We start from the raw sequence: 21,673 nt of genomic DNA, 5'->3' as shown, positions 1-21,673 counted from the left end.
TCATGACATTCCAGGGATGGATATTGATCCTGGCCTTCGTCGGCATCCTGCTGGCGCTGGCGAAACCCGTCGGCCTCTGGCTCTTCGCGCTCTACGAAGGCCGCCGCACGCCGCTTCACGCCATATTCGGGCCAGTCGAGCGCGGCTTCTACAAGCTGTCCGGCATCGACCCGACCGAAGAACAGGGCTGGCGCCGCTATGCGGTCCACATGCTGATCTTCAACGCGGCTTTGTTGTTCTTCACCTATGCGATCGTGCGTTTGCAGGGCGTCCTGCCATTGAACCCGCTGGGTTATGCCGGGACGAGCGAGCATCTGGCGTTCAACACCGCGGTCAGCTTCACCACGAACACCAACTGGCAGAGCTATGCCGGCGAGTCGACCATGTCGAACCTCAGCCAGATGCTGGGCCTTACCATCCATAATTTCCTGTCGGCGGCGACCGGTATTGCGCTTGCTTTCGCGCTGTTCCGCGGTTTTGCCCGGCGTGAAACCACGGGCGTCGGCAATTTCTGGGCCGATATGACCCGCGTGACGCTGTACCTGCTGCTGCCGGCCTGCTTCGTCATCGCGATCTTCTATATCGCGAGCGGCGTGCCGCAGACGCTGGCCGGTTCGGTCGATGTGACCACGCTGGAAGGCGTGAAGCAGACGCTCGCCCTCGGCCCCGTCGCGGGGCAGGAGGCGATCAAGATGCTGGGCACCAACGGCGGTGGTTTCTTCAACGCCAACAGCGCCCATCCGTTCGAAAATCCGACAGAACTCACCAATTTCGTCCAGATGCTGTCCATCTTCCTCATCGGCTTCGGTCTCACCTACACTTTCGGTAAGGCTGTCGGCAATGTGCGGCAGGGCTGGGCGATATTGGCGGCCATGACGTTTTTGTTCCTCCTGGGCACGGCCGTCACTTACTGGCAGGAGGCGGCGGGCAACCCGGTGCTGCACCAATTGGGCATCGCCGGGGGCAATATGGAGGGGAAGGAAGTCCGCTTCGGCATCGCCGCCTCCGCCCTTTTCTCGGTGGTCACTACCGCAGCATCGTGCGGTGCGGTCAACGCGATGCATGACAGCTTCACGGCGCTGGGCGGCATGATCCCGCTGCTCAACATCCAGTTGGGTGAGGTCGTCGTCGGCGGCGTTGGTGCAGGGATATACGGCTTCTTGCTGTTCGCCATCCTCGCCGTGTTCGTCGCAGGTCTTATGGTTGGGCGTACACCCGAATATGTCGGCAAGAAGATCGAGAGCCGGGAGGTCAAGCTGGCGGTCCTTGCGATCGCTGTCCTGCCGCTGATTATCCTGGGCTTCACCGCCATCGCCAGCGTGCTGGACGTCGGTCTGGCCGGGCCGCTCAACAAGGGGCCGCATGGCTTCAGTGAGATTCTCTATGCATTCACTTCGGGTGTGGGCAACAATGGTTCGGCCTTTGCGGGTATCAGCGCCAACACGCCCTTCTACAATGGCATGTTGGGTGTCGCGATGTGGATCGGCCGCTTCTTCATCATCGTGCCGATGCTGGCCATTGCGGGCGGACTGGCGGCGAAGAAATACACGCCGGAAACCGCAGGCAGCTTCCCGACGACCGGTCCGCTCTGGACCGGGCTGCTGGTCGGCATCGTCCTGATCGTGGGTGGCCTCACCTTCCTGCCCAGCCTCGCCCTTGGCCCGATCGCCGATCATCTCGCGATGATCCGTGGCCAGCTTTTCTGAGAATCGGAGCATAAACATGGCACGCACCGCGTCCAAATCGCTCTTTACCGCTGACCTGATCGTACCTGCGATCGGCGACGCCTTCCGCAAACTCAATCCAAAGGAACTGATCCGGAACCCGGTGATGTTCACCACGGCCGTCGTGGCGACGCTCCTCACTGTCCTGCTCGCGGTCGGGCAGGACGGGCTTAGCATGGGCTTCAAGCTTCAGCTCGTCATCTGGCTCTGGCTCACGGTTCTCTTCGGTACTTTCGCCGAGGCGCTGGCCGAAGGGCGCGGCAAGGCGCAGGCCGCCTCGCTGCGCGCGACCAAGGCCGATCTCACCGCCAAGCGCCTGAAGGGCGATGGCCGCGAGATCGAGAATGTCGCTGCGAGCGTTCTGAAACTCGGTGACATCGTCCTGGTCGAGACGGGGGACCTGATCCCGTCCGACGGTGAAGTCGTCTCGGGCGTCGCGTCCGTCAACGAGGCGGCTATCACCGGCGAATCAGCGCCGGTGATTCGCGAGGCAGGCGGCGACCGTTCTGCCGTGACGGCCGGCACGCGCGTTATCTCCGACGAAATCCGGGTGCGCGTCACGGTGAATCCGGGGCAGGGCTTTCTCGATCGCATGATCGCGCTCGTCGAAGGCGCGGAACGTCAGAAGACGCCGAACGAGATCGCGCTCACGCTGCTGCTCGTCGGCCTTACGATCATCTTCCTGATCGCGGTCGGCACTATTCCGGGCTTTGCCAGCTATGCGGGCGGTTCGATCCCGGTGTCGATCCTGGCCGCGCTGCTCATCACCCTCATCCCGACCACCATCGCGGCGCTGCTGTCGGCGATCGGCATCGCCGGCATGGACCGGCTCGTGCGCTTCAACGTACTCGCCAAATCCGGGCGTGCGGTCGAGGCGGCGGGCGATATCGACGTGCTGCTGCTCGACAAGACGGGTACGATTACGGTGGGCGATCGTCAGGCGACGGAGTTTCGCGTCGTGGGCAGCGCCACGCAATCCGGCCTTGTCGAAGCGGCATTGCTTGCCAGCCTTGCCGACGAAACGCCGGAGGGCCGGTCGATCGTCCTGCTCGCTCGCGAGAAGTTCGGCCAGACGGCGCAGGCGCTGCCCGCAGGTGCAGAGGTCATTCCCTTCACGGCACAGACGCGCGTTTCAGGTGTCAGCTTCAATGGCTCCACCATTCAGAAGGGCGCGGTGGATTCGATATTGCGGGCCTATCCTGACGCCGCGAAGACCCGCGCGGCCGAGGAACTGCGTCGCATCAGCGACGAGATCGCCCGTGCAGGTGGCACGCCGCTTGCCGTGGCGAAGGATGGCGAACTTCTGGGCGCCATCTTCCTCAAGGACATCGTGAAGGCCGGCATCCGCGAGCGCTTCGGCGAACTGCGCATGATGGGCATCCGCACGGTCATGATAACCGGCGACAATCCACTGACCGCCGCCAGCATCGCGGCCGAGGCGGGTGTGGACGATTTCCTGGCGCAAGCCACGCCGGAGGACAAGCTGGCGCTGATCCGCAAGCAGCAGGAAGGCGGACGCCTTGTCGCCATGTGCGGTGACGGCACCAATGACGCTCCGGCGCTTGCGCAAGCGGACGTCGGCGTCGCCATGAATACCGGTACGCAGGCGGCGCGAGAGGCGGGCAACATGGTGGATCTCGACAGCGATCCGACCAAGCTGATCGAAGTCGTGGGCCTGGGCAAGCAGCTCCTCATGACCCGCGGTGCGCTCACGACCTTCTCGGTCGCCAACGACGTGGCCAAATATTTCGCGATCATCCCGGCCATGTTCGTGGTGCTCTATCCGAGTCTGGGCGTGCTCAACGTCATGGGCCTGGCGACGCCCCAGAGCGCCATCCTGTCCGCGATCATCTTCAACGCGCTCATCATCCCGCTGCTGGTGCCACTGGCGCTGAAAGGCGTGACCTATCGCCCGATCGGCGCCGGGCCGCTGCTGGCCCGCAACCTGGCGATCTACGGCCTTGGCGGCCTGATCGCGCCGTTTGTCGGCATCAAACTCATCGACCTGGCCGTCAATGGCCTTGGTCTGGCTTGAGGAACTTATCCATGAACAAGGACATACTCACTTCGCTCAGGCCTGCTTTGGTCATGACCGTCCTGTTCGCCATCCTGCTGGGGCTGGCCTATCCGCTTGCCCTGACCGGCATCGGCCAACTGGTCTTTCCATCGCAAGCCAATGGCAGCCTGATCGAGCAGGACGACAAAGTGGTCGGATCGAAGCTGATCGGCCAGGGCTTCGCCGCCGACCGCTATTTCACCTCGCGACCCTCGGCGGCGGGCAAGGGCTATGATGGCCTCGCTTCTTCGGGGTCGAACCTCGGTCCGACCAGTCAGGCGCTGGTCGACCGGGTAAAGGCGGATAGCGAAAAGCTCCGGCAGGCCAATCCCGGCAAGGCGGTTCCGGCGGACCTCGTAACGGCATCGGGGTCGGGCCTTGATCCCGATATCACGCCGGAAGCGGCCTATTATCAGGTCGACCGGATCGCGCGGGTTCGGGGCATGGAAGTGGTGAAGGTTCGCGCTCTGGTCGACCAGAGCATCGAAAAGCCCTTGCTTGGCCTTTTGGGGGAACCCCGCGTCAATGTCCTGGAAATCAATCGACGATTGGATCAGATCGGCGCTACCAAGTCTTGATGACTGATCCCACACGTCGCGACCCCGAAGCCTTCCTGCGCCAGGCGGCGCAGGAAGGTCGCGGCCGTCTCAAAATCTTCCTTGGTGCGGCGCCTGGTGTGGGCAAGACCTATGAGATGCTGACCGACGGTATGCAGCGTCGCAAATCGGGTATCGACGTTGTCGTGGGCGTCGTCGAGACCCATGGCCGCAAGGAAACCGAAGCGCTTCTGGCCGGTCATGAGATCATTGCGCGGCGCGACGTCGATCATAGGGGCCACCGGCTCGGCGAGATGGACATCGATGCCATCCTTGAACGTCGGCCCGCCCTCGTCCTAGTGGATGAGCTTGCCCACACCAACGCGGCAGGCAGCCGTCATCCCAAACGCTATCAGGACGTCGAGGAACTGCTGGACGCAGGCATAGACGTCTATTCGACGGTCAATATCCAGCATGTCGAAAGCCTTAATGATATCGTTGCTTCCTTCACCCGTGTCCGGGTGCGAGAGACCGTTCCGGATTCCATTCTCGAAATGGCCGAGATCGAGGTGGTGGACATCCCGCCGGACGAACTGATCGAGCGCCTGAAGGAAGGGAAGGTCTATATCCCGCAGGAAGCGACGCGGGCGCTCAGTCATTTCTTTTCGAAATCCAACCTGACCGCGCTCAGAGAAATGGCGTTGCGCACGGCTGCGCAGGCCGTCGATGCGCAGATGCTGGACTATGTACGCGCCCATGCTCTGGCGGGCAGTTTCGCTGCGGGTGATCGCATTCTCGTCGCGATCAGCGAGGCGCCGAGCGCGCAGGGACTGGTCCGCGCGGCCAAGCGCCTTGCCGATGGGCTCAAAGCACCCTGGTCCGCCGTCCATATCGAAACGCAGCGCAGCCTCGCCTTCACGGCGCAGGAGCGCGAGCAGTTGGCCGATACCATGGCGCTCGCCTCACGGCTGGGTGCAACAACCGCCGCCATTCCCGCGCCGACCGTGGTCGAAGGGCTTCGGCATTATGTAAGCGATGCCCGCGCAACCCAGATCGTGATCGGCAAATCGACCCGGTCCTGGTGGTTCGAGATGCGCCATGGATCGGTGGTCGACAAGCTGGTGCGCGAGATCGGCGATGTCGCCGTCCATGTCCTGCCCGGCGATGACGCGGCGCGCAGCCGGAAAGTCGCGAGCAAGGCCCCGGGAGCAAATTGGGGCAAGCCGATCGATTATCTCTGGTCGGCACTGATGATCGCGGGCATGACGACGCTTGGACGCCTGCTTGTCGAGAGCATCGACATCAGCAATATCGCCTTGCTCTACCTCATTCCAGTCATGTTCGCGGCTGCGTCCTTCGGCCTGCGTGCCGGTTTGTTTTCCGGCCTTGTCTCCAGCCTCGCCTATAATTTCTTCTTCCTGCCCCCCACCGGAACGCTCACAGTCAACAATCCCGAAAATGTCATCAGCATCCTCGTGCTGCTGGGTGTCGCCATCGTGACCAGCCAGTTTGCCGCGCGGGTGCGCGCGCAGGCGGATCTTGCCCAGTCCAGCGCGCGCCAGAATGCGGCGCTTGCGGGCTTTTCGCGTCAACTCACGGCGTCGGCCAGTCAGGAAGAACTGATGCAGGCCATCTGTGCGGAAGTGTCTCGCCTATTGTCCCTCCGCACCGTCCTGCTCCTTCCTTCGAGGGATGGCCCGCAACTGCGCGCAGCCTTTCCGCCGGAAGATCGGCTGGGGCAGATCGAAAAAGCCGCTGCGCAATGGGCGATGGACAATGAGCAGCCCGCCGGGCGCGGATCATCGACGCTGACGGCTTCCGACTGGCTGTTCCATCCGCTGCGCACCACGCGCGGCGTCCTGGGCGTGCTTGGCCTTGCGCGCGAAGATGCCGGCGCGCCTCTGCGATCGGACCAGATCCCTTTGCTCATGAGCCTCCTCGACCAGGCCTCCATCGCGTTCGATCGCATGGCGCTTGAGGAAGAAATGCTCGACGCCCGGCAGATACGCGAGCGGGATCGGCTGCGTTCCGCGCTGCTGTCGTCGGTCAGCCACGACCTGCGCACGCCGCTTACGACGATCATCTCGGCCATACATGAGTTAAAGCGCCAGCAGCCATCGGACCTGCTCGATTCGGTGGCGGCGGAGGCGCAGCGCCTCAATCGCTTCGTCGCCAATCTGCTCGACATGGCACGCGTGGAGGCTGGCGCCTTGCCGCTCAAGGTTGAACCCACCGATCTGTTCGATGCGGTGGCAGGTGCAGTCCATGATACGCGCCAATCCCTTGTCGGACATGACGTGAAGGTCGATATCCTGCCCGATATCCCGCTCGTCCGGGTCGATCCGACATTGCTGCACCATTGCCTCATCAACCTCCTCGACAATGCCGGTCGCTATGCCGACCCCGGCACGCCCGTCCTGGTCAGGGGGCGACGGTTGCCCGACGCGATCGCTCTCTCGGTCCTCGACCAGGGGCCGGGCATTCCTTCCGGCGCGGAAGCGCGCGTCTTCGACACGTTCACGCGGCTGGAAGGTTCGGATCGGGCCAAGCACGGCACGGGCCTTGGCCTCGCTATCGTCAAGGGCTTTGCGGAGGCCATGGGCCTTACCGTTTCCGCCGCAAATAATGACGAGCCTTTCGGCGCCTGCTTCACCATCACCATCCCGCAGGCGCTCATCATTACCGATTTGCCCCAAAAGGACATATTATGAAAGTGCGTCACAAGGTGCTGATCGTCGATGACGAGCCACATATCCGCAAGCTGATCCAGGCCGCTCTGGCGCGGGTCGATTATGCCACGATCGAAGCGGGAAATGCGCGCGATGCGTTGGAAAAGCTCAAGGAAGAGCGTCCCGACATCAGTCTGCTGGACTTGGGGCTGCCCGATCGCGACGGGCTGGAACTGGTTCCTCTCTTCAAGCAGCAATCCGACACGACGCTCATTATCGTATCGGCGAGAGATGCGACCGACCAGAAGGTCGCGGCACTGGATCTGGGCGCGGACGACTATCTGACCAAGCCGTTCGATACCGAGGAACTTCTGGCCCGTGTCCGCGTGGCGCTCCGCAACCGCATGACCAAGGACGGCGGCGTGACCATGGTGCGGGCAGGGGATGTCGAGATCGACCTTATTGCACGGATCGTTCTTAAGGCTGGCAAGGAAGTGCATCTGACGCCCAAGGAATATGCCGTACTCGCCCAGCTTGCCAAATTTCCGGGCCGGGTCATCACCCATGAGCAGATCATGGCGCATGTCTGGCCCAACGAAATGGAGCATCATGTAGAATATCTGCGGGTGCTGGTGCGGACGCTGCGTCAGAAGCTGGAAGCCGATCCCCAGCGGCCGAGGATCATCGGAAACGAGTTGGGCATCGGGTATCGGCTGCGCTTCAATGTCGAGGGCGAGACCGAGGAGTTCGCCCCTGGCAGCGCCTGAATAGCCTCTGCCGTCATCGCCGGAGGGGCATCGACTGCATGTTCAGATCTCGACCTGCGATCCCAGCTCCACCACGCGGTTGGTTGGCAGTTTGAAAAATTCCATCGGCGTTTCTGCGTTGCGGATCATCCACGCGAAGACCTTCTCGCGCCAGATTGCCATGCCAGGCCTTTCCGAGGGAATAAGCGTCTGGCGGCTGAGGAAATAGCTGGTGTCGCTGATGTTGATGGGACCGCCGCACCCGTTCACCATCTTCATGGCGGCCGGGACGTCCACATCCTCCATGAAGCCGTGACGCCAGACGATCCTGTAGAAACCCTCACCCCAGTCCGTGACCTCATCACGGCCGGTAAGCGGCAGATGCGGCACGCCCTCTGTCTGTATGGTCAGGATGATGACCCGCTCATGCAGCACCTTGTTATGCTTCACATTGTGCAGCAGGGCGGGGGGAACGCCCTCGACGCGGGACGAGAGGAAAATGGCCGTGCCAGGCACGCGCTTCAAGGATTGCGACACCGACTGGATGAACAGCGGCACTTCCATCGCGCCTTCGTTCATATAATGGCGCATGATCGCGCGACCCTTCGACCAGGTGGTGAGCGCCACGAAGGTGATAGCGGCGACCAGCAGCGGGAACCAGCCGCCATCGGGTATCTTGGTCGCGTTCGAGGCAAAATAGGCGCCGTCGATCAGCAGGAACAGACCTGTCGTCGCCCCCGCAAGGAGCGGATTCCAACGCCAGACGCTGAAGGTGAGCACGCCCATCATGCAGGCGGTGATGACCATCGTGCCGGTGACGGCGATGCCATAGGCCGCCGCAAGGTTGCTGGACGATTTGAAGCCGAGCACCAGCAGCAGGACCAGGACGAGCAGCGCCCAGTTGACCAGTGGCACATAGATCTGTCCCGCCGCCGCCGCGCTGGTATGCTCAATCCTGAGGCGTGGCAGGAAACCCAGTTGCACGGCCTGCTGCGTGACCGAGAAGGCGCCGGAGATGACGGCCTGACTGGCGATCACCGTGGCCATGGTTGCGAGGATGACCAGCGGCAGGCGCGCCCATTCCGGCGCGAGGAGGAAGAAGGGATTGGCGGCCGCCGCCGGATTGTCGAGGAGGAGCGCGCCCTGGCCCATATAGTTAAGAAGAAGACAGGGGAAGGCGGCATAGAGCCAGGAAATGCTGATCGCCTTTCGACCGAAATGCCCCATGTCCGCATAGAGGGCCTCCGCGCCCGTCACCGCCAGCACGACCGAACCCAAAGCCAGGAAGGCGAGCTTGGGATCGATGAGGAAGAAATGAACCGCCCAATAGGGATTGATGATCCCGATGATCGATGGATGCCGGATCAGGTTCACGACACCAAGGCCGGCAAGGACAAGGAAATAGACGATCATGATCGGGCCGAAGAGCGCCCCGACCTTTGCCGTGCCATGCTTCTGGATAACGAACAGTCCAATCAGGATGATCGTCGCGATGGGCAGGACATAGGCTTCAAAGCTGCTGTTCACGACCGTCAGGCCTTCTATGGCGGATAGCACCGACATGGCCGGCGTGATGATCGCGTCACCATAGAATAAGGCGGTCGCCAGAACGCCCAGCATCGCAATGGCCGGCGTCCATCTCGTCTCGCCCAGCGTGCGCGAGATGAGGGCGAGGAGGGCCATGCTGCCGCCTTCGCCCTTATTGTCGGCGCGCATCACGATGAACACATATTTGAGCGTGACGAGGAGCGTCATCGTCCAGAAGATCAGGGAGAGCACGCCGAAAATATGATCGGGATCGACCGCCAGCGGATGATGGCCAACGAAGCTTTCCTTGAGGGCGTAGAGCGGCGAGGTGCCGATATCGCCGAACACGACGCCCAGCGCGCCAAGGGCGAGGACAGGCAGCTTTCCGTGCGAGCCGTCTCCGTGGCCCGGAGCGTCGCCCGGTTGGTCCGTCATCAGAATATCAACTCGCCTTGTTGGAAGCCCTTCATCGCACGAAGCCGCATTTCGTTTCCATATAAGCTTTTCGGCATCCGCATATGAATCGCATATGATGTGGTGGGAAATGCGAAAAATCGCGCGGAATCCTATGCAATTTCAACGCAAACCAGCTTTTCTCAATCTCCAGTTTCTATGCGCTGATGCGTATGTGAGAGGCCTCTTTTGAGAGGTACTCGTCATGGTTCAGTGGCATGAAAAACTTCCGACAAGGATCGGATTGAGGCTCGCCGGCCTGGCGCTTCTGGGATCGGCCTGGATGGAAGGTGGACTGCTGCAAAGCATCGTTGCGGCCAATCCGTCAGCCGAAGCCTCCATACAGCAAATATTGCTGGCCGCTCTCATGTTCATGAGTGCGAGCGGGGGTATGCTCCTGGCCATCGTGGGCGCCGGTCTCTGAAAGCCTGTGAGTGTCTCGGATCGCTGGGCGTCCTCATTCCCACCTATCGTCTGCGGAACGTGGGTGAGACGATAGACGCCTATGATGATAATTTCAGGCGAAGCGGGCAGATTGGGATTTCGAGCCGGATTTCTTTCAGTAGAATGTCAGCCGCATGGTCGACGACCAGGTGAGGCTCACTTGCATCCTGAGGATCTGCGCCACCCTCAGGCTCTCTTCACTATATTGTATCTCGCGGCGGACTGCCTCTGTCGTGCGGGCGCTCCCGTGTAAAATCTGTCCCATAGCGCTTCCACTCACTGCACCATCAAATGCCGGGCCCTAAACACTTAGACCAGCCCAAGCCGCGTCAGTTCGCCCAGCAGTGTCTGGGGCATGGCGTCCAGATCGTCTGCCTCGCCGTTGCCCAGGTCCGGCGGCGCGTCCTTGTCATCTAGATAGCGCCAACCCTGATGCGCGCGTTTCGGCATGGCGCGCACGGGGATGAGCGTCGGTTCCAGTCTGATCCAGTAGCGCCCCTGTCCCGTCTCCTGAAACCCCAGCAAAGGGCTGCGGCCGACCAGCATATGACCGTGAACCCAGAAGAGCGAACCGCCAGTCAGTTCCTCGATCCGCTTGGGCAGGTAACGGGTGGTGAGCCGGGCTTCGCCCTCATGGCTTTCCAGCCAGGCGCGTAGAGAGGCGGGGCTTTCGCTCTGGAAGGCGATCTTGGTGAGGTGCAAAGGCATGGAACGTCCTACATGGGCGTTCGCGTCACCCCGTCAATCCCGCAGCCGTCGCCAGACCCAGGAAAGCGAAGAATCCCATCGAATCGGTAATCATGGTGACGAAGATGGAGGAGGCGACCGCCGGGTCGAGGTTCATCCGGTCGAAGGCGAGCGGCACTGCCGCGCCGGCCAGGCCCGCCGTCACGATATTGGTCATCATCGCCGCGGCAATCACGCCGCCCAGCGCCATATTCTGGAACACCAGCGCTACCCCGATTCCCAGCACCAACGCCACGGTCGACCCGTTGAGCAGCGCCACGCGAATCTCGCGCAATATGGTGCGGCGGGCGTTCGATCCGGTGATCTGGTTGGTGGCGAGCGCGCGCACCGTGACCGCCATGGTCTGGCTGCCGGCATTGCCGCCCACGCCCGCGACGATCGGCATCAGCGTGGCCAGCGCCACCATCTTCTGGATCGTGCCCTCGAAAATGCCGATGATGGTAGACGCGACCAGCGCGGTCAGCAAATTGGTGAGCAGCCAGCGCACCCGTGCGCGATAGCTGTCCATCACCGGTTCGTTGATGTCGCCTTCGCCCGCGCCCGACAGGCGCAGGATATCCTCGCCCGCTTCCTCGGAAATGATGTGGACGATATCATCGACCGTAATCATGCCGACCAGCCGCCCCGATGCATCGACGACAGCGGCGGAGATCAGCGCATATTTCTGGAAGCGCAGCGCCACTTCTTCCTGGTCCATATCGACCGGGATCAACGTCTGCTCGCGTTTCATCAGATCGGCCATGGCGATGCCGCGCGGGCAGGTGAGCACCCAGCTCAACTGACAGGTGCCGATCGGCTTGTGTGCGACATCGACGACGAAGATTTCCCAGAAATCGCTGGTCAGATCCTGATTGTCGCGCAGATAGTCGATCACCTGGCCGACCGTCATATGCGCGGGCACCGCGACCAGGTCGCGCTGCATCAGGCGGCCGGCGGATTCTTCGGGGTAGGAGAGGGCGCTCTCGATCGCGGCGCGATCCTCCGGGTCGAGCGCTTCGAGGACGGCCTGTTGGTCAGCCTCCTCCATGTCCTCGATAATCGCGACGGCGTCGTCGGTATCCAGTTCGGATGCGAACTCGGCCACCTGTTCGGGGGCCAGCGCGCCGATCAGGTCGTCGCGGACATAGTCGTTGAGTTCGGACAGAACCTCCGCGCCGACCAGATCGCCCAGCGCTGCGGCTACCTTCGCGCGGCGTTCAGAAGGCGTCAGTTCAAGAAGGTCGGCGATATCGGCGGGGTGGAGTGGCGACACTAGGTCGCGCGCTGTTTCATTGTCGCCTTCCTCCACCGCGTCGAGCACGGCGGACAGAAATTCGGGCTTCAGGCGATCGTCCTCATCATGGCTGGCTTCCGCCGCCTCGATCAAGGTCTCGTCAAATTCGTCCCCGTGCAGAAGGGGTTCGGCGGAATCGCCGCGCTCGCTCATGGCGTCCCCTACTGTCCGGTTCCTGTAACATTTTGCCGCTTTCGCCGATGCACAAGGGAAATGCAATGGGGAGAGAGCGCTTCCATCGCCTTCATTAGCCTTTATATGGGCTCATCCCAACCTTCCCCGGCAAGAGAGGATTCCCATGGCCGACGAAACGCTTACCCTTACCCTCGACAGCGGCGGCGACGTCGTCATCAAGCTGCGCCCGGACCTGGCACCCGGCCATGTCGAGCGCATTACCACGCTGGCCAAGGACGGCTTCTATGACGGCGTGGTCTTCCACCGCGTCATCCCCGGCTTCATGGCGCAGGGCGGCGATCCGACCGGCACCGGCATGGGCGGGTCGAAGCTGCCCGACATCAAGGCGGAATTCAGCCGCGAACCGCATATTCGCGGCGTCTGCTCGATGGCCCGTTCGTCTAACCCGAACAGCGCCAACAGCCAGTTCTTCATCTGCTTCGACGACGCGACCTTCCTGGACGGCCAGTACACCGTCTGGGGCGAAGTCACGTCGGGCATGGACCATGTCGATGCCCTGCCCAAGGGCGAGCCGCCGCGCGCACCCGGCAAGATCGTCAAGGCGACCGTCGCCTAAGACTAATCGGTTCGTATCGAGCGAAGTCGAGACATGCTTCTCGACTTCGCTCGAAGCGGACGGAGCTCAGGGCGCCTTGCGCGCCATGCCGTCCGTCATGGAAATGGCCTTGGACCCTTCCACGCCATTGTCCGCATCGCCCGTTTCGGGCGGCGGCACATAGGCGCCGATCGTTTCGATATGCCAGCGCCTTTGTTCCTCGGTCGATCCGGGAACGTCATTGACCCGGCGCAGCGTCACTTGCCGCAGCGTGTAGAAGGGTTTGCCATTGGCCTTGATGCGGCCATAGACCTGCACTGGCACGGTCACATAGACGGAACCGGCTGCGCCATCGGGTTCGGACGGTGCGCCGATATTGGCGTGAATCTCGCCGAAGCCACGGAAGCGCGCTTCGAAATGCGCATCATCCTGCGCCCCGATCACACTGTCCGGATTCCACAGATCCTGAGCGTCTCCGAACCGTTTTTCTTCCAGCAGCCCATAATAGCCCTGCACCACCTGGGCGGCGCCCTGAGCGCTGTCAGGCGCGATCGATCCTTCGGCGATCGGCGCAGGATTGACCGGCAGACCGCCGGGCGTGCCCGGCGCGGGCGGGGTGAGCGGTTCCATCAGCGCCATCGCCTCGGCACGGACATTATTTTCGACCTGCGTGGCGTTGACGCCATTGGCCAGATTGTCGATCGCGCTCTCCTCCCGCCCGTCGCAGGCCGCGACGAGCAGGAGAGGGAGGAGCGTAGCGGTCTGTATCGCTCTCCGCATCACTCCGGACGCACCCGGCCTGCCGGGTCGCGACCACCGCCCGATCGTACCGGCCGGTCGGCGCGGAAGCCGGGCGAGGGGCGGGCGCCCCATTCGCGCTGCGGGCGTGGCTGGTTCATTTGCGGGCGTCCTTGTTGCGGTGGGCGAATACCAGGTTGGGGTGTCGGTTGCGCGCCATTATTGCCGCGCCAGCGGCCTGGTCCGCGATCGCCGTCCGCGCCGCGCGGTGGGCGTGGCGAAGTCCAGTTGCCGTTGCCATCTCTTGGCGGACGCGGCGGCGTCCAATTGCCGGTGCCGGGCGGGCGGTTGCGATCACGATCCCGCCATTTGCCGTCCCGTCCGGGGCCGCGCCAGCGGCCGTCATCGGGGCGATTCCCGCGTCGGCCTTCCCAATAGTGGCGCTGGCCATCATTCCAGCGGTGGCGTCGACCACCCCGATCATAGACATAATAGCCGTTACCTGGATAGTAGAAGCCGTCATACCAGCCATAGCCGCCCGGATAATAGCCGGGGCTATAATAAGGGTCGTAATAGCCGCCGCCATAATAGCCGCTGCCTACACTCACTCCGCCATAGCCATAGCCGTCGTCATAGGCGCAGCCGCCGAGGACCAGCGCGCCGGCAAGGCCCATGGCGGCGAGAAACCTTCGTGCGGTTCCAGTCATCGCCTGTCTCCTTAACAGTCCTTCTGATGACGGGATAACGCCCTCAGTTTGAATTGGTTGTGAATGGGTAGGGGATCGGCGCGCAAGCATTTATTCCCCGTTCAGAAAAGTCGCCTTTCGTTCATCGGGCTGACAGGAACCGTGTTCTTTCCGTCACATAATCGGCTTTTGACCGATTTTTGCGATCCGTTCAGGAAACCTTCGAGCAGGCTTGGCCATTTCTTCCCTGTCGCCCGGTCGCTTGCAGCGCCGGACAGGCGGCCCGGCGGGTCCACACCGCCGCTAGAAAACCCAACAGACAAAAAGGGTCATACCCATGAAGACATTGCTTTTCACGGCAGCCATTGCTGCGTCCCTGCTTCCTGCCGCCGCTTTGGCCCAAGAGGATACAGGCTCCACCCGCCGCATCGAGCCTTATGTCGGCATCTTGGGCGGCGTGCATAATTTCGACAGCGAAACCGGTAAGGAAGGCATTCCGCCTGTGGGCTACAAAGGCCGCTTGGTGGAGGGCGTCGCCGGTGTAAACTATAATGTCGCCGGTCCGATCGTACTGGGCGTCGAGGGCACGGCCTCAAAAGGCGTGTCCGGTGACATTGACTGGGAATATGGCGTGGCGGGCCGCGCCGGGATCAAGGCGGGCAAGGACAGCCTGATCTTTGGCAAGGTCGGTTACAAGTGGGTCAATTTCGACGCGCTCGGCCCCGACAGCCCGGATTTCCATGGCACCACCTATGGCGCGGGCGTCGAGTTGTCGCCGGCGGACATGGGCAGTTCGGCCCAGAGCAGCAATATCCGCCTGCGTGTCCAGGCCGATACGATGGGTAATTTCCGCTCGATCCGTCCGATGGCGGGCGTCGTCGCGAAATTCTGACCTGAAGGCGGAACGGGCGCGAGTCGCCCGTTCCGTCCTGCGCCGGTCTTCTCCCGCAAAGGGAGTCGGGGTGCGGAACGGCGTTCAGGACTGCCGCCGTTCCGCATTCCCGCCGTAGCTTTTAGCGCTGCCAGCTCGAATCGATCCGATCGATCACTCGCACCATCGCCTGGAAATCGGGCACGCCCGGCCCGACCGGCAACTGTATGCCGGCCAGATCGCGTTGATGCACGGCGATCACTTCTGGCGGGATATCGATCAGTGTCCCTGCCGCGCCCGCCGCCACCTGGATCTCGCAGGCGCGTTGCAGTGACCAGTGCTTCAAAAAAGCCTCGGGCAGGGAAGACGCCATCACCAGGGTTCCATGGTTGCGCAGCATCATGATGCGCTTGTCGCCCAGATGCGCGATCAGCCGCTCGCCCTCATCGGGGCGAATCGTGACCCCTTCAAAGTCGTGATAGGCGATATGGCCAATGAAGGCCGCGGCGTAGAAGCTGATCGGCCGCAACCCTTCTGTCGTGGCGCTCACCGCCATGCCGGCGGTCGTGTGGGTATGGATGATGCAATGGGCGTCGGGCAGATGCCGGTGGAAAACACTGTGCTGGGTGAAGCCCGCGCGGTTGACCGGATAGGGGCTGCCATCCAGCACATGGCCATCGATATCGATCTTGACCAGGTTGGATGCCGTAACCTCGTGATAGCCCAGGCCGAAGGGGTTGATGAGGAAGGCGTTATCCTCCCCCGGTACGCGCAGGGTGATGTGGTTGTAGATGAGTTCCGACCAGCCCATATGGTCGAAGATACGGTAGCAGGCAGCAAGTTGCTGGCGCGCCTCCCATTCTTGTGGGGACATGTTGGGCGTTTGTGCGGCTGTTGCCATGGCGATCCTCCTGTCTATTTTGTTGGCGCACTATCGGTCGGCTTGTCGCAAAAGTCGAGGTTGCGGCCTTTAGGGTTGAATTTACGCGCTTGCGCTGGTAGGGCGCCGCCCACATGGCGCGGGGCGACCTGCGACGACTCACTGGCTTTGCTATTCGGTCGGGCCGTCGGGAAAGAGATATTGTCCCGGCGAACCGCTCGTTTTTGATTGGAGATTGACGGACTTATGCAGATCATCGTTCGCGACAATAATGTCGACCAGGCCCTCCGCGCGCTCAAGAAGAAGCTGCAGCGTGAAGGCGTGTATCGCGAAATGAAGCTGCGTCGTCATTATGAGAAGCCGTCGGAAAAGCGCGCCCGTGAAAAGGCAGCCGCTGTCCGCCGGGCTCGTAAGATGGAGCGCAAGCGCGCCGAGCGCGACGGCGTCCGTTAAGGTCGCCTTCAACGGGGTCTGCCACTGGGCGGCCCCGTTTGCCTGCTGAATTTCTGCCCTTCGAAATTGCGAGATTTGTCGCCATGTCCACGACGGCCGTTCCCCTTCGTCCTATCGCCAAGGGATCGCTGACGCGGCTCTGGATCGGCGTTGCCGTCGTTGCGCTGGCCGCAGGCGGCCTGGCCTGGGCAGGACAACAGGGTGTCGCGGCGTCGCCGGCGGCTTTCCTCGCGCAGAACGCCCACGCTACTGGCGTGGAGACGACCGAATCGGGTTTGCAGTACAAGGTGCTGGAAGAAGGCACGGGCGCCAGCCCGACCACTGCGGACGTGGCGCTGGTCGGTTATAAGGGCACGCTGCTCAACGGCACCGTCTTCGATGAGAATCCGCAGGCGCCGATGCCGATCGATGGCGTCGTGCCGGGTTTCTCGGAAGGCCTGCAGAAGATGAAGAAGGGCGGCAAGTACCGCCTCTGGATTCCGCCGCAGCTTGGCTATGGCGATGCGGACAATGGCCCGATACCCGGCGGTTCGGTGCTGGTGTTCGACGTCACGCTGCACGACTTCAAGTCGAAGGCGGAACTGATGCAGTTGCAGCAGCAGATGATGCAGCAGCAGGGTGGTATCCCGCAGCCGGGTCGGTGATCCGCACAGCCAGATGAGTCGAAGAAGGGGCCGCGTTTGTCGGCCCCTTTTCTTTGGTCGGCTCAGCGCGGCTCGCGATAGGCGGTGTCGGCCGTTGTGCCGAAGGCCAGCGCATCGGCGCTACCGATCTTCGCCTCGCCGGCGAACAATTGGTCCAGCCGCGCCTTGATGTCCTGTCGATAGGCGGCGCTGGCAACCGATCGCGGTGCCGATACTTCGATGTCGCAGGCGATGGCGCCCTTGATCCGCTCGATCGCCGTATCATCCAATATGCCGGCGTTCCGCAACTCCAGGCATAATTGCAACAGCCCCACGGCCGTTGCCTGGGCACGCATACCCACATTGGTGAGGTCGAAATGCAGCTTCTTCTGCTTGTCCAGGCCCATGGTCATGGTGCGACTCCTCTCAGACAATTCAAGCTATCATGAGAGAGAAGCACTGGACAGCCAGGACGTTCCATCATTGCATGGCCTTGTCGCTGTCCTACCGGCATGTCGGGTGATAAAAGCAGTGGTGCGCGCGTGGCCTGGGCTATGCGCGAACGATAATTTCCAACTTTTGTTCGGAAATGTCGAAATTTACGGGAAATGTGCGAAGTTAAGCGTCCGACCCTTGCGGGGGCCGCGCTCCGGCTTTGGCCTCCAGCGCCTTGGATCGTTCTTCCAGATAGACTTTGATCATCGCCACGATCGGGTCGGCCAGGAACAGGCCGATGAGGCCAAACAGCGCGCCGAACAGGATTTGCGCACCCAATACCAGCGCTGGGGCCAGGTCGGTGGCGCGCTTGGCTACCATCGGCACGATCAGATAGCCATCGACGATCTGTACCGCCAGATAGACGCCGAAGGCATAAAGGCCGGTATCGACCCCCGCCGAAAAGCCTACCAGCACGATCAATATGCCTGAGATGATTGATCCGATATTGGGCAGGAAGGCGAAGAGACCGGTAAGGATGCCCAGCAGCCCCGCCATCGGCACCCCGCCCGCCCAGAGCAGCAGCCAGGTGCCCACGCCTTCGACCGTCATGCCGATGATTCGCCCGAACATCAGCCGGCGCAGGGTCCAGCCCATCTTGTCGGCGATGCTGTAGAAATGGCCGCGTGCCTCCATCGGCAGCATCCAGGCGACACCGCGTTCATACAGCTTTGGCTCGATCGCGATGAAGATGGCGAGCACCAGCATCATCACCGCGCTGGTGATCGCGCCCACCGCCGTACCGACCGCCGCCGTCACCCGGCCCATCGAATTCATCGCTTGGCTCGCCAGACTTTTGAGATCATCGGGCGTCGTCGTGACGCCCAGTTGCTGCATCCAGCCGCCAATCCGCGTCACCTGCGTTTCGACAATGGTGCGCATCGCTTGTGCCTGCGCGGCGAGGTTCGATCCGGTGAGATAGAAGGTATAGGCCAGGAAGGCGACGGCGCCGATCAGGACGATGGCCAGCCGCCATCCCCGGCCGATCGGCAGCACCCGGCCCAAGAGCCGCGTGCCCCCGTCCATCATGGTTGCCAGCACCAGCGCGCCCATGACCAGCATCAACGGTTGCGCGAGCAACACGATCAGCGCCACGGCAATAGCCAACGCGAACCACACACTGGCGCGTTTCAGTTCATGCTGGACCAGCGGGCTGCGGACTTCGCTGGGACCGGGGGCTTCGACATGATGCTGTCTGTCGCTCAAGATCCGATGCCCCTTGTTTCCGTCTATTTCGGTGGTGCAACGCTCTCCGGTCGCAGGCTGTTCCCCGCGCGGCCGCCGCGGAAAGCATGAAACCAGCTCAGCGGGTTCCAGCTAGCGTCGCCATCAAGCGAGAAGGTGATGAACTCCGCGCGGCCGCCGATCGCTTCCCACGGCACCGGCCCGCCCAGGCCGTTCTCTTCCAGCGGCGCGCGGCTGTCGGCGCTGTTGTCGCGATTGTCGCCCATCAAGAAGACGTGGTCTGCTGGCACCCGCACCGGCCCATACCAGTCGAGCGCGCTCGGCCCCATATCGATTACCACATAGGTTTTGCCGTTGGGCAGGATTTCCTGCCGCACCGGCAATTCGCAATAGTCGCGGCCATCCTTGCCGGTCACGCGCGCGCCGGGGAATTGCAGCGGAGAGCAAGGCGCATTGCCATCGACGGGGATGCGGATTGGCTTCAGTATCTTTTGCGGCACCGCGACGCCGTTCAGGATGACCTGGCCGCCGCGCACCTCAATGATGTCGCCGGGCAGGCCGATGACGCGCTTGATATAATCTTCGCGCCGATTTTGGGGTGAGACGATGACGATGTCGCCCCGTTCGGGCAACCGGCCCAGGATGCGACCTTTCAGGAAGGGCAGGGGGTGGAAGCTGGGCGAGACATAGGACCAGCCATAGGGGAATTTGCTCACCACCAGTCGGTCGCCGGTCAGCAGCACCGGCATCATCGATTCGGACGGGATGTAGAAAGGCTTGGCGACGAAACTATGGAAGGCCAGCACCGCCAGGATGAGGAGCGTGATGCTCTTCACCTCATGCCACCAGTTGACCGACGGCTTGCCCTCCTCGCCCTCTTGCTGCGTGTCCGGGGCTGGCTGGTCTTCGGGCAGGTTGATGGCGGTCACGTCTCGTGTCTCGCTGCTATCGTCGGGATGCGGCATCATAGAGGCAGCGCTTCGATGATGACGAAGGCCTGCGCCCATGGATGATCGTCGGTGAGCGTCAGATGAATGACAGGCTTGTGGCCGGCAGGCACCATCGATTCGAGCCGTGCCAGCGCGCCGCCGGTCAGCTTCAGTGTCGGCGCGCCCGACGGCGCGTTGACCACGCCGATATCCTTCATAAACACCCCGGCCTTGAAGCCGGTGCCGACGGCCTTGGAAAAGGCTTCCTTGGCGGCGAAGCGCTTGGCCAGTGTTCCCGCCTTGGTGAAGGGGCGGCGATTGGCCTTGGTCTGTTCGACGTCAGTGAATACGCGCTGCTCGAACCGCGCGCCGAAACGCTCGAGCGAATGCTGGATGCGCTCGATATTGCAGAGGTCGGAGCCGAGGCCGATGATCATGAGTCCTCCCCGGTACGGGGAGGGGGACCGCCAGCGAAGCTGGTGGTGGAGGGGGGCGGCGGGCAGGGAGCCGCATGAAGCCAGCCCCCTCCACCAGCCTGTGGCTGGTCCCTCTCTCCGTGCCGGAGAGGACTCACCGCGCCAGATCCATCTGCCGGCGCATTTCGCGGATGCTGCCCTCCAATCCGCCGAAGATTGCCTCGCCGATCAGGAAATGGCCGATATTGAGTTCGGCGATTTGCGGGATGGCCGCGATCGGCGCGACATTGTCGAAGGTCAGGCCGTGGCCGGCATGGGGTTCGATCCCGTTCTTGGCCGCCAGCGCCGCCGCGTCGGCAATCCGCCGCAGTTCTGATGCGCGCGCCTCGCCGGTCAGATGCGCATAGGCACCGGTATGGAACTCCACGACGGGCGCACCCAGCTTGATCGCGGCCGCGATTTGGGCCGCGTCGGCTTCGATGAACAGGCTGACTCGGATGCCCGCTTCACTCAGTGCAGTTACGATAGGTGCCAGTGCCTCAATCTGTCTTGCGGCGTCGAGGCCGCCCTCGGTGGTGCGCTCCTCGCGCTTTTCCGGTACGATGCAGGCGGCGTGTGGCTTGTGCTTTAGTGCGATCGCCAGCATCTCCTGCGTTGCTGCCATCTCCAGATTGAGCGGCACGTCGAGCGCGGCCATCAGCATGGCGATGTCCTCATCCCGAATATGCCGTCGGTCTTCGCGCAGATGTGCGGTGATGCCGTCGGCCCCGGCCTTCGCCGCCAGCAACGCCGCTTTGACCGGATCGGGATGCTCTCCCCCCCGTGCGTTGCGGATGGTCGCCACATGGTCGATATTGACGCCAAGGCGAAGGTGCGAGGGGGCGTTGGGCATGGGACCTATTGTTTCCGGCTGCCTGGTTTGATCGCCGGGATCGCCGCCAGTTCGGGCGGAATGGCGTCGGCATCATAGACCGGGAAGTTGATGCTCACGAGCGGGTAGAAGGGTACGCCCAGATCCACTTCGCCGGCCGAACGGTCCACCAGCGCGACTTCGGCGACGACTACGCCACCGTCCTTTTCGACCGCATCGATCGCCTGGCGCGAGGACAGGCCGGTAGTGACGACATCCTCGACCATCAACACTTTCTGTCCGGGCGATATGGTGAAGCCGCGACGCAGCTCGAAAACGCCTTCGGGACGCTCCAGGAACACGGCGTCCTTATCCAGCGCGCGGCCGACCTCATGGCCGATGATGAGGCCGCCCATCGCCGGCGAAACCACCAGATCGATCTCCTGCCGCAACTCGCGGGGCAGTTTCTGCACCGTGGCGCGGGCCAGCTTGCCGGCGCGTTCGGCGTTCATCAGCACCCGCGCGCATTGCAGATAATTGCCGCTGCGGCGGCCCGACGACAGGATGAAATGCCCTTCGAGCAGCGCGCCCGCTGCCCGGAATTCCGCCAATATTTCCTCGTCAGTCATGCTGTCCATTAAT

22 protein-coding genes and 1 pseudogene are annotated in these 21,673 nt (G+C 62.6%); 10 read left to right on the top strand and 13 right to left on the bottom strand.

Annotation, left to right across the window (positions count from 1 at the left end):
• Nucleotides 1-2: 2 nt before the first annotated feature.
• The 5 genes from kdpA to MOK15_RS10685 are packed head-to-tail and all read left to right on the top strand — an operon-like array spanning nucleotide 3 to nucleotide 7,752.
• The gene (gene kdpA, locus MOK15_RS10705) at nucleotides 3-1,706 is read left to right on the top strand and encodes a potassium-transporting ATPase subunit KdpA (RefSeq protein WP_242931597.1); all 1,704 of its coding nucleotides are present in this window, start codon (nucleotides 3-5) and stop codon (nucleotides 1,704-1,706) included.
• 16 nt (nucleotides 1,707-1,722) lie between these two features.
• Nucleotides 1,723-3,759, top strand: a complete 2,037-nt coding sequence (gene kdpB / locus MOK15_RS10700) for a potassium-transporting ATPase subunit KdpB (protein ID WP_242931596.1) — start codon at nucleotides 1,723-1,725, stop codon at nucleotides 3,757-3,759.
• Between the two features lie 11 nt (nucleotides 3,760-3,770).
• The gene (gene kdpC / locus MOK15_RS10695; protein ID WP_242931595.1) at nucleotides 3,771-4,358 is read left to right on the top strand and encodes a potassium-transporting ATPase subunit KdpC; all 588 of its coding nucleotides are present in this window, start codon (nucleotides 3,771-3,773) and stop codon (nucleotides 4,356-4,358) included.
• The gene (locus tag MOK15_RS10690) at nucleotides 4,358-7,027 is read left to right on the top strand and encodes a sensor histidine kinase KdpD (protein WP_242931594.1); all 2,670 of its coding nucleotides are present in this window, start codon (nucleotides 4,358-4,360) and stop codon (nucleotides 7,025-7,027) included. The genes kdpC and MOK15_RS10690 overlap by 1 nt, the downstream gene beginning before the upstream one ends.
• A complete protein-coding gene (locus tag MOK15_RS10685; protein WP_242931593.1) occupies nucleotides 7,024-7,752 on the top strand; it encodes a response regulator transcription factor in 729 nt (242 codons plus the stop codon). The genes MOK15_RS10690 and MOK15_RS10685 overlap by 4 nt, the downstream gene beginning before the upstream one ends.
• A 42-nt stretch (nucleotides 7,753-7,794) precedes the next feature.
• Here MOK15_RS10685 and MOK15_RS10680 read toward each other — a convergent pair whose 3' ends face one another.
• Nucleotides 7,795-9,693, bottom strand: coding sequence for a potassium transporter Kup (locus tag MOK15_RS10680; protein ID WP_242931592.1), 1,899 nt, complete (start codon nucleotides 9,691-9,693; stop codon nucleotides 7,795-7,797).
• Nucleotides 9,694-9,955: 262 nt separating this feature from the next.
• Here MOK15_RS10680 and MOK15_RS10675 point away from each other — a divergent pair, with 262 nt between their 5' ends.
• Nucleotides 9,956-10,135 (top strand): hypothetical protein, encoded by a 180-nt coding sequence (locus MOK15_RS10675; RefSeq protein ID WP_242931591.1) that lies wholly within the window; start codon nucleotides 9,956-9,958, stop codon nucleotides 10,133-10,135.
• A gap of 198 nt (nucleotides 10,136-10,333) precedes the next feature.
• Here the strand turns inward: MOK15_RS10675 and MOK15_RS22005 are convergent.
• From MOK15_RS22005 to mgtE, 3 genes and pseudogenes are all read right to left on the bottom strand, one after another.
• Nucleotides 10,334-10,435, bottom strand: a pseudogene (locus tag MOK15_RS22005) (IS481 family transposase); the annotation flags it as partial.
• A 29-nt stretch (nucleotides 10,436-10,464) separates the two neighbouring features.
• The gene (locus MOK15_RS10665; RefSeq protein WP_242931590.1) at nucleotides 10,465-10,863 is read right to left on the bottom strand and encodes a DUF1489 domain-containing protein; all 399 of its coding nucleotides are present in this window, start codon (nucleotides 10,861-10,863) and stop codon (nucleotides 10,465-10,467) included.
• 25 nt (nucleotides 10,864-10,888) lie between these two features.
• The gene (gene mgtE / locus MOK15_RS10660; RefSeq protein ID WP_242931589.1) at nucleotides 10,889-12,328 is read right to left on the bottom strand and encodes a magnesium transporter; all 1,440 of its coding nucleotides are present in this window, start codon (nucleotides 12,326-12,328) and stop codon (nucleotides 10,889-10,891) included.
• Nucleotides 12,329-12,473: 145 nt separating this feature from the next.
• Between mgtE and MOK15_RS10655 the strand changes: the two genes are divergently transcribed.
• Nucleotides 12,474-12,926: a peptidylprolyl isomerase gene (locus MOK15_RS10655; RefSeq protein ID WP_242931588.1), complete on the top strand. Its 453-nt coding sequence runs from the start codon at nucleotides 12,474-12,476 to the stop codon at nucleotides 12,924-12,926.
• Nucleotides 12,927-12,992: 66 nt separating this feature from the next.
• Here MOK15_RS10655 and MOK15_RS10650 read toward each other — a convergent pair whose 3' ends face one another.
• A complete protein-coding gene (locus MOK15_RS10650; protein ID WP_242931587.1) occupies nucleotides 12,993-13,685 on the bottom strand; it encodes a hypothetical protein in 693 nt (230 codons plus the stop codon).
• Nucleotides 13,685-14,350: a peptidase gene (locus MOK15_RS10645; RefSeq protein ID WP_242931586.1), complete on the bottom strand. Its 666-nt coding sequence runs from the start codon at nucleotides 14,348-14,350 to the stop codon at nucleotides 13,685-13,687. The genes MOK15_RS10650 and MOK15_RS10645 overlap by 1 nt, the downstream gene beginning before the upstream one ends.
• Before the next feature lie 316 nt (nucleotides 14,351-14,666).
• Between MOK15_RS10645 and MOK15_RS10640 the strand changes: the two genes are divergently transcribed.
• Nucleotides 14,667-15,221 carry an opacity protein gene (locus MOK15_RS10640; protein ID WP_242931585.1) on the top strand — a complete coding sequence of 185 codons (555 nt, stop codon included), beginning with the start codon at nucleotides 14,667-14,669 and terminating at the stop codon, nucleotides 15,219-15,221.
• A 121-nt stretch (nucleotides 15,222-15,342) separates the two neighbouring features.
• Here MOK15_RS10640 and MOK15_RS10635 read toward each other — a convergent pair whose 3' ends face one another.
• Complete coding sequence (locus tag MOK15_RS10635; RefSeq protein ID WP_242931584.1) at nucleotides 15,343-16,101, bottom strand: class II aldolase/adducin family protein; 759 nt, start codon at nucleotides 16,099-16,101, stop codon at nucleotides 15,343-15,345.
• A 225-nt stretch (nucleotides 16,102-16,326) separates the two neighbouring features.
• On the opposite strand from MOK15_RS10635, the gene rpsU reads away from it, so the two are divergent.
• Nucleotides 16,327-16,533: a 30S ribosomal protein S21 gene (rpsU, locus tag MOK15_RS10630; RefSeq protein WP_021226581.1), complete on the top strand. Its 207-nt coding sequence runs from the start codon at nucleotides 16,327-16,329 to the stop codon at nucleotides 16,531-16,533.
• Nucleotides 16,534-16,616: 83 nt separating this feature from the next.
• Nucleotides 16,617-17,177, top strand: a complete 561-nt coding sequence (locus MOK15_RS10625; RefSeq protein WP_242931583.1) for an FKBP-type peptidyl-prolyl cis-trans isomerase — start codon at nucleotides 16,617-16,619, stop codon at nucleotides 17,175-17,177.
• A 62-nt stretch (nucleotides 17,178-17,239) separates the two neighbouring features.
• Here the strand turns inward: MOK15_RS10625 and MOK15_RS10620 are convergent, their stop codons facing one another.
• From MOK15_RS10620 to pyrE, 6 genes are all read right to left on the bottom strand, one after another.
• Complete coding sequence (locus tag MOK15_RS10620; protein ID WP_242931582.1) at nucleotides 17,240-17,569, bottom strand: hypothetical protein; 330 nt, start codon at nucleotides 17,567-17,569, stop codon at nucleotides 17,240-17,242.
• Between the two features lie 205 nt (nucleotides 17,570-17,774).
• A complete protein-coding gene (locus MOK15_RS10615) occupies nucleotides 17,775-18,857 on the bottom strand; it encodes an AI-2E family transporter (protein WP_242931581.1) in 1,083 nt (360 codons plus the stop codon).
• Between the two features lie 23 nt (nucleotides 18,858-18,880).
• The gene (gene lepB, locus MOK15_RS10610) at nucleotides 18,881-19,804 is read right to left on the bottom strand and encodes a signal peptidase I (protein WP_242931580.1); all 924 of its coding nucleotides are present in this window, start codon (nucleotides 19,802-19,804) and stop codon (nucleotides 18,881-18,883) included.
• On the bottom strand, nucleotides 19,801-20,202 hold the full coding sequence (gene acpS / locus MOK15_RS10605) for a holo-ACP synthase (protein ID WP_242931579.1): 402 nt from the start codon (nucleotides 20,200-20,202) through the stop codon (nucleotides 19,801-19,803). Before acpS ends, lepB begins: the two co-directional genes overlap by 4 nt.
• Before the next feature lie 133 nt (nucleotides 20,203-20,335).
• Nucleotides 20,336-21,073 carry a pyridoxine 5'-phosphate synthase gene (locus MOK15_RS10600; RefSeq protein WP_242931578.1) on the bottom strand — a complete coding sequence of 246 codons (738 nt, stop codon included), beginning with the start codon at nucleotides 21,071-21,073 and terminating at the stop codon, nucleotides 20,336-20,338.
• A gap of 5 nt (nucleotides 21,074-21,078) precedes the next feature.
• Complete coding sequence (pyrE, locus tag MOK15_RS10595) at nucleotides 21,079-21,660, bottom strand: orotate phosphoribosyltransferase (RefSeq protein WP_242931577.1); 582 nt, start codon at nucleotides 21,658-21,660, stop codon at nucleotides 21,079-21,081.
• Nucleotides 21,661-21,673 lie beyond the last annotated feature (13 nt).

Source organism: Sphingobium sp. BYY-5 (assembly GCF_022758885.1).
In the GTDB taxonomy this organism is placed as follows: domain Bacteria; phylum Pseudomonadota; class Alphaproteobacteria; order Sphingomonadales; family Sphingomonadaceae; genus Sphingobium.
The sequence above is the reverse complement of the archived record's forward strand: the minus strand, read 5'-3'. Positions and strand labels throughout refer to the sequence as shown.

What these genes read in the sequence shown, in the direction of transcription:
- MOK15_RS10600 (WP_242931578.1), bottom strand. Translation starts at nt 21,073, where the DNA reads ATGCCCAACGCCCCCTCGCACCTTCGCCTTGGCGTCAATATCGACCAT.
- pyrE (WP_242931577.1), bottom strand. Translation starts at nt 21,660, where the DNA reads ATGACTGACGAGGAAATATTGGCGGAATTCCGGGCAGCGGGCGCGCTG.
- MOK15_RS10635 (WP_242931584.1), bottom strand. Translation starts at nt 16,101, where the DNA reads ATGGCAACAGCCGCACAAACGCCCAACATGTCCCCACAAGAATGGGAG.
- rpsU (WP_021226581.1), top strand. Translation starts at nt 16,327, where the DNA reads ATGCAGATCATCGTTCGCGACAATAATGTCGACCAGGCCCTCCGCGCG.
- MOK15_RS10685 (WP_242931593.1), top strand. Translation starts at nt 7,024, where the DNA reads ATGAAAGTGCGTCACAAGGTGCTGATCGTCGATGACGAGCCACATATC.
- lepB (WP_242931580.1), bottom strand. Translation starts at nt 19,804, where the DNA reads ATGATGCCGCATCCCGACGATAGCAGCGAGACACGAGACGTGACCGCC.
- acpS (WP_242931579.1), bottom strand. Translation starts at nt 20,202, where the DNA reads ATGATCATCGGCCTCGGCTCCGACCTCTGCAATATCGAGCGCATCCAG.
- MOK15_RS10665 (WP_242931590.1), bottom strand. Translation starts at nt 10,863, where the DNA reads ATGCCTTTGCACCTCACCAAGATCGCCTTCCAGAGCGAAAGCCCCGCC.
- MOK15_RS10655 (WP_242931588.1), top strand. Translation starts at nt 12,474, where the DNA reads ATGGCCGACGAAACGCTTACCCTTACCCTCGACAGCGGCGGCGACGTC.
- kdpC (WP_242931595.1), top strand. Translation starts at nt 3,771, where the DNA reads ATGAACAAGGACATACTCACTTCGCTCAGGCCTGCTTTGGTCATGACC.
- MOK15_RS10690 (WP_242931594.1), top strand. Translation starts at nt 4,358, where the DNA reads ATGACTGATCCCACACGTCGCGACCCCGAAGCCTTCCTGCGCCAGGCG.
- kdpB (WP_242931596.1), top strand. Translation starts at nt 1,723, where the DNA reads ATGGCACGCACCGCGTCCAAATCGCTCTTTACCGCTGACCTGATCGTA.
- MOK15_RS10640 (WP_242931585.1), top strand. Translation starts at nt 14,667, where the DNA reads ATGAAGACATTGCTTTTCACGGCAGCCATTGCTGCGTCCCTGCTTCCT.
- MOK15_RS10620 (WP_242931582.1), bottom strand. Translation starts at nt 17,569, where the DNA reads ATGACCATGGGCCTGGACAAGCAGAAGAAGCTGCATTTCGACCTCACC.
- MOK15_RS10680 (WP_242931592.1), bottom strand. Translation starts at nt 9,693, where the DNA reads ATGACGGACCAACCGGGCGACGCTCCGGGCCACGGAGACGGCTCGCAC.
- mgtE (WP_242931589.1), bottom strand. Translation starts at nt 12,328, where the DNA reads ATGAGCGAGCGCGGCGATTCCGCCGAACCCCTTCTGCACGGGGACGAA.
- kdpA (WP_242931597.1), top strand. Translation starts at nt 3, where the DNA reads ATGACATTCCAGGGATGGATATTGATCCTGGCCTTCGTCGGCATCCTG.
- MOK15_RS10650 (WP_242931587.1), bottom strand. Translation starts at nt 13,685, where the DNA reads ATGCGGAGAGCGATACAGACCGCTACGCTCCTCCCTCTCCTGCTCGTC.
- MOK15_RS10625 (WP_242931583.1), top strand. Translation starts at nt 16,617, where the DNA reads ATGTCCACGACGGCCGTTCCCCTTCGTCCTATCGCCAAGGGATCGCTG.
- MOK15_RS10645 (WP_242931586.1), bottom strand. Translation starts at nt 14,350, where the DNA reads ATGACTGGAACCGCACGAAGGTTTCTCGCCGCCATGGGCCTTGCCGGC.